The 6,160-nt window shown below is 64.4% G+C and carries 4 protein-coding genes; 3 read left to right on the top strand and 1 reads right to left on the bottom strand.

Going from position 1 to position 6,160, the window contains the following annotated elements; translation table 11 throughout:
- The coding region (locus A5652_RS25895) for an ABC transporter permease (RefSeq protein WP_156745539.1) at positions 1-852 on the top strand (852 nt) is incomplete at its 5' end.
- Positions 853-931: 79 nt separating this feature from the next.
- Positions 932-2,884, top strand: a complete 1,953-nt coding sequence (locus tag A5652_RS25890) for an acyl-CoA dehydrogenase (RefSeq protein ID WP_067358762.1) — start codon at positions 932-934, stop codon at positions 2,882-2,884.
- Between the two features lie 46 nt (positions 2,885-2,930).
- On the opposite strand, the gene A5652_RS25885 is transcribed toward A5652_RS25890, so the two are convergent.
- Complete coding sequence (locus A5652_RS25885) at positions 2,931-3,398, bottom strand: LppP/LprE family lipoprotein (protein WP_067358764.1); 468 nt, start codon at positions 3,396-3,398, stop codon at positions 2,931-2,933.
- Positions 3,399-3,729: 331 nt separating this feature from the next.
- On the opposite strand from A5652_RS25885, the gene A5652_RS25880 reads away from it, so the two are divergent.
- Positions 3,730-6,160 (top strand): molybdopterin oxidoreductase family protein (locus A5652_RS25880; protein ID WP_232001453.1); only part of this gene is annotated, 2,431 nt, incomplete at its 3' end.

Here is a 6,160-nt window from a genome sequence, read left to right as displayed (position 1 = left end):
GCTCACCTGCTCCCCGGCGATCGCATCTACTTCGCATTCCTGGCGATCCTGCCGTTCGTATTGGCGGGGTTGGCGCTACTGATTCCTGGTCAGTCCGGCCTGACGCGGCCCGACCCGGGGAGCACCAACGCGCACGAGGCCATCGAGATCCTGGCTGCCCTCAACGTCGCCGCGGTGATCATCGGCACGGCGCTGACCATCCGCACGCTGGTTTCCGAACGCCGCGTCTTTCGGCGAGGGCAGGAGGTCGGTCTGACCGCATCGGCCTACCTGACCGCCAAGATCATCGTGTATGGCTTGGCCGCGGCCATCTGGACGGCCGTCGTGGTGGCGATCGTCATCGCGGTCAAGGGTGAGCCGGGACGAAGCGCGGTCTTGCTGCACAACGCCACGGTCGAGCTTTACGTGAGTGTGGCCGTCACGGCGATCGTGTCCGCGGTCGTCGGCCTCGCGCTGTCGTCGCTGGGCAAGTCGCTGCGGGAGGTCCTGCCGCTGGCGGTTCCGGTCATCCTGGCGTCTGCGCTGTTCAACGGGAGCCTGGTGCAGCTGGTGAGTGTTTGGGGCCTGCAGCAGATCAGCTGGTTCGTCCCGGCCCAATGGGGTTTCGCGGCCGCGGCGTCAACCGCGAACCTGCGCCGGGTCGACTCGCTGGCCGCCGACGCCGTGACGTGGACCCACTACAGCGGCTGGTGGGTGTTCGACATGGGGATACTGGTCCTACTCGGTCTCATCGCGGCCGGCTTCACGCTCTACCGGCTGCGGTCGCCCCTCGGCAAGAGCCGCAACCCCTCCCCCGATCGCGAGCCCCGGCGCCCCTCAGCGCCAGCGCTGAGCTCGGGCGCCGGGGGCTGACGCGGTCGCGAAGTTCCGTCCGCCGACGTGAACTTCGTAGTTGTTCGCCGCGACGCGAACCGCCCATTAGTGTCGGATTATGGCGCCTGAAACGACTACCACTGCCGACTATCTGCGCAATGCCTTGGACGGGCGTTGGCGCGACGTCAGAAACCGGATGCGCGACACGCTCACCGAGGACCTGTTCCGCCCGCACTACACACCGAACACGGTGATCGCCCGCACCAAGGTGGCGGAGCAGATGAGGATCATGGCAGCGTTCGGCGCGGCGGCCGACGGTTTCAAGAAAGAACACGGCGGCACCGGCGACGTCGGTGCGGCGATCACGATGATCGAGATGCTGGCGATGTCGGACCTGTCGCTCATGGTGAAGGCCGGCGTGCAGTGGGGGCTGTTCGGCGGGGCCGTGGAGAACCTGGGCACGGAGCGCCACCACGAGATGTACGTGCCCAAGATCATCAGTTTGGAGTTGCGCGGTTGTTTCGCGATGACCGAGACCGGACACGGCAGTGATGTGCAGTCACTGGAGACCACCGCGACCTACGACCCGAAGACTCAAGAGTTCGTCATCGACTCCCCCACCCCGTCGGCCCGCAAGGATTACATCGGCGGCGCCGCCGAAACCGCTACCATGGCAGCGGTTTTCGCGCAGCTGATCACCACGGAGGATGGCAAGCCGGTCAATCACGGTGTGCACTGCGTCCTGGTCCCGATCCGTGACGAGGACGGCAACGACCTGCCCGGGATCACCACCTCGGATTGCGAATACAAGGGCGGGCTGCCCGGGGTCGACAATGGCCGCATCGTGTTCGACCATGTCCGCGTCCCGCGGGTCAACCTGCTGAACAAATACGGCGACGTCGCGGAAGACGGCACGTACAGTTCGCCGATCGACAACCCGAACCGCCGGTTCTTCACCATGCTGGGCACCCTGGTCCGCGGCCGGATCACGGTGGGCGGCAGCGCCGGCGCCGCCGGCCGCGTGGCACTGGACATCGCCACCCGGTATGCGTTGCAGCGCAGGCAGTTCAGCGCGCCCGATGACGAATCCGAAGTGCTGATCATGGATTACCTGGTGCACCAGCGGCGGCTGTTTCCGTTGATCGCGAAGTCCTACGCGTTGCAGTTCGCGCAGAACGAATTGGTGGGCAAGTGTCATGACGTGCAGAGCGCTGACGCGCCCGACGCCGACGAACAGCGCGAACTCGAAGCGCGTGCCGCCGGGCTGAAGGCGGCCAACACCTGGCATGCGAGTCGGGCGATCCAGGAGTCCCGCGAGGCGTGTGGTGGCGCCGGCTACATGGCCGAGAACAGGCTGATCGGGCTACGGGGCGACACCGACGTTTTCACCACGTTCGAGGGCGACAACCACGTGCTGACCCAATTGGTGGCCAAGGAATTGCTGACGGCCTACGCCGACGACATCAAGAGCATGAGTCCGGTCGAATGGGTGCGCTTTGCCGCCAACACCGTTGGGGAACGCGTCGTGAAACGTACTGCGGCAGAAGCGATTATCCAAACCATCGTGGATTCCCGACAAGACAGCGAAGAAGAGGGCAGCCTCTTCAACCGCGGCACCCAGATCAAGATGTTCGAGGATCGCGAGGAGTATCTGCTGGCGTCCGTGGCCCGGCGGCTACAGGCCAAATCCAAAGAGATGTCGGCATTCGACGCGTTCAACTCGGTGCAGGATCACGTGTTGCATGCAGCCAGCGCGCACATCGATCGCGTCATCCTGGAGGCGTTCGTCGCCGGGATCGACGCGTGCCCCGACGAGCAGGCCCGCGAACTACTCGGCATCTTGTGCGACCTGTACGCGCTGTCAGTCATCGAGGACGATAAGGCCTGGTACATCGAACACCGCTACCTATCCACCGAACGCGCCAAGGCCGTCACCCGGGGCATCAACGACCGGTGTCGCGCGCTGCGCCCGCACGCCGAGACGCTTGTCGACGGGTTCGGGGTCCCGGAGCGGCTGCGTTACGTCGAGATGCTGCACCCGGAGAACCTGGCCGAAACCACCACCAGCTGACGGCCTGCTCGGCGATCTCGTCGAGGCCCGGCCTCGCGCGAGAATGTTACTGGTTCGGAACCTTGCCAAGGGTTTGCAGCTTGCCATCCGGGCCGATCCGGAACTTGACCGTCCCGATACCGGTGGGACAGCACAGCTGATCGTTTCCCTTCTGCCACTGGTATTGAACGGTGACGGTGTCATCCGAGGGCGGCAGCACGGTTGTATACGGCTTTGGGTTCGAGGTGGGACTACCGAGCGGCGTGTTGTGGTCGAAGAAGATCAGCTGTTGCGGAGTTGACTCGCTGGCGATCGTCGGGATGATCTGCACCCAGTACAACCGGCAGTTTCGCGTGTGCCCCCTGCCCATCTCGACCCAGATCGTGCCCGGGACGGCGATGGGAACCGCGGTGATGGCCCGGCGCACCGTGTCGGCCGTGGGTCCGTCGGAGTCCTTGCACGTGTCGGGCCGGCCCTGCGGTGGCGCGGCGGGCTTCCAGCCGCAGCCGGAGGCCAGCAAAACCAGACAGATCACAATGAGCCGACGCACGCGGTGAGCTTAGCGAACACTGTGAATGTCCCATCGGTTTGGTCAAAAACCCTGTTCTGAGAGGCGTTTCGACGGACGTACTGAGTAGCCTCAAGCGAGACAGGCGGTCAACGGTGACCTGCGCTAACGCGACTCTTAGCCGTGAATTCCCCCGGGCGATTTCACACCGACGCGTTGGCCGTTGAGAGGAAGAAGTAAACCGGGGGAAATTTCGGGCAGCGATGCCGAAACATGCCTGCTCCACAATCAACTCACCCCGGTTCGGAGCTAACCGTACGCACTTGACGGAGGGACGTAAAGCGTGGCTAGGGAGTCCATGGCGCCTGACAACGCCGTGAACACCATGTGCGCTTACTGCGGCGTCGGGTGCGGCATGGTGTTGCAGATCACAACGGATCCGAAAACGGGTCGCGATCACGTCGTTAAGTCAGTTGGGAATAAGGAACATCCGGCGAACTTCGGCCGCTTGTGCACCAAGGGCGCCACCACCGCGGACATGCTTCGCGCGCCAGGCCGAATGGACTCGGCGCATGCGCGGGCCGACCGCGGCGAACCACTCGAGCCCACCGACATGGACCGGGCGATCACTCAGTGCGCGAAGCGGTTACGTGCAATCGTCGATGAACACGGCGCGGACGCCTTCGCGATGTATGTGTCCGGCCAGATGTCCATCGAGGCGCAGTACTTGGCGAACAAGCTGACCAAGGGCTTCATCGGCACCAATCAGATCGAGTCGAACTCGCGGCTGTGCATGGCCAGCGCGGGTAGTGGTTACAAGCTCTCATTGGGAGCGGACGGGCCGCCCGGGTCATACCAGGACTTCGACAGTGCCGACGTCTTCTTCGTCGTCGGTGCCAACATGGCCGACTGCCATCCCATCCTGTTCCTGCGCATGATGGACCGGGTCAAAGCCGGCGCAAAGCTGATCGTCGTCGACCCGCGGCGCACCGCGACCGCCGACAAGGCCGATCTGTTCCTGCAGATCGCGCCGGGATCCGATCTGGCGCTGCTCAACGGACTGCTGCACCTGATCGTCGAAAACGGGCACACTGACCCCGATTTCATCACCGAATTCACCGAGGGATGGGAGGTGATGCCCAGTTTCTTGGAGCAGTACACCCCCGACACGGTCAGCGCGGTGACCGGCATACCGGAAGGGGACATCCGCAAAGCGGCTCGAATGATCGGCGAAGCCGCGAATTTCATGAGCTGCTGGACGATGGGCCTCAACCAGAGCACCCACGGCACCTGGAACACCAACGCGCTCTGCAACCTGCACCTGGCCACCGGGGCGATCTGCAAGCCAGGGAGCGGGCCCTTCTCGCTCACCGGTCAACCCAACGCGATGGGCGGTCGTGAGATGGGTTACATGGGGCCGGGTTTGCCCGGGCAGCGTTCGGTGGCGTCGGAGGACGACCGTGAGTTCGTCGAATACCTGTGGGGCATCCCCCGCGGAACGCTGCGCACCGAGGTCGGCGGCGGCACCATCGACATGTTCTCCCGGATGACCGATGGGCAGATCAAGGCGTGCTGGATCGTCTGCACCAACCCCGTTGCCTCAGTTGCCAATCGAAAGACCGTGCTGGCCGGACTGGAACGCGCCGAATTTGTGATGGTCCAGGACGCGTTCTTCGAAACCGAGACCAGCTCATACGCCGACGTGCTGTTGCCCGCGTCCCTATGGACGGAGTCCGAAGGGGTCATGGTCAACTCCGAGCGCACCATGACGTTGTTCCAACCGGCGATGCGGGCGCCCGGCCAAGCTCTGCCCGACTGGCAGATCATCGCCCGGATCGCCTGCGAGATGGGCTTTTCGGAAGCGTTCAGCTACGACTCCGCCGAGGAAGTCTTCGAAGAAATCAAACGGTTCTCCAACCCGAAGACCGGCTACGACCTGCGCGGCGTCAGCCATGAGCGACTGCGTCAGGGCCCGCTGCAGTGGCCGTGCGCCCCCGAAGGTGCGGGCGAGCGCAATCCGATCCGCTATCTCAACGATGGCGTGAGCCAGACGCGGCTGGTCCGCGAGGATGGCAGCGTGCCGCGGCTAGCCTTCCCCACGGCGACCGGCCGTGCGGTGTTCTTCGCCCGCCCGCACCTGCTGCCCGACGAAATGCCCGACGATGACTACCCGTTCCTGCTGAACACCGGTCGTCTGCCGCACCAATGGCACACCATGACCAAGACCGGCAAGGTCGCCAAACTCAACAAGCTCAATCCGGCCCCGTTCGTCGAGATCCACCCCGATGACGCCGCCCGCCTTCAGATCGCCGACGACGAACCGGTCGAAATCGCTTCCCGCCGAGGCCGTGCGGTGCTGCCTGCCGTCATCAGCGATCGGGTGCGTCCAGGTAACTGCTTCGCACCCTTCCACTGGAACGACGCCTTCGGCGAATACCTGTCGATCAACGCCGTCACCAACGACGCGGTCGATCCGATCTCGAACCAACCAGAACTCAAGGCCTGCGCCGTCACGCTGACGAAGGTCGTGGTCTCACCACCTGTTTCGGGAATCGAGGCGCCGCCCCCCAGCGACACACCAGAACCTGCGCCCACGGAGGTACGAGAAATCAGCGTGTCACAAGTCGACGCCCTCGGCGAATTGCTCGGTGTGGCAACTCAACCCAAGCCTGAATTCAACGAGCTCGGCGGCAGGGTGGGCACCCCGCCGGCGCGGCGGCCCGCGGTCGAGCGAAGCCCGGACAGCATGCCGGCCAGGTATGAGCGGCCGAGCTCGTTGAATTCAGGCT

The sequence above is a fragment of the Mycobacterium sp. 1165178.9 genome (genome assembly GCF_001673555.1).
Lineage (GTDB): Bacteria > Actinomycetota > Actinomycetes > Mycobacteriales > Mycobacteriaceae > Mycobacterium.
Note: the sequence above shows the minus strand (reverse complement) of the source record. Positions and strands in the feature narration are given on the sequence as shown.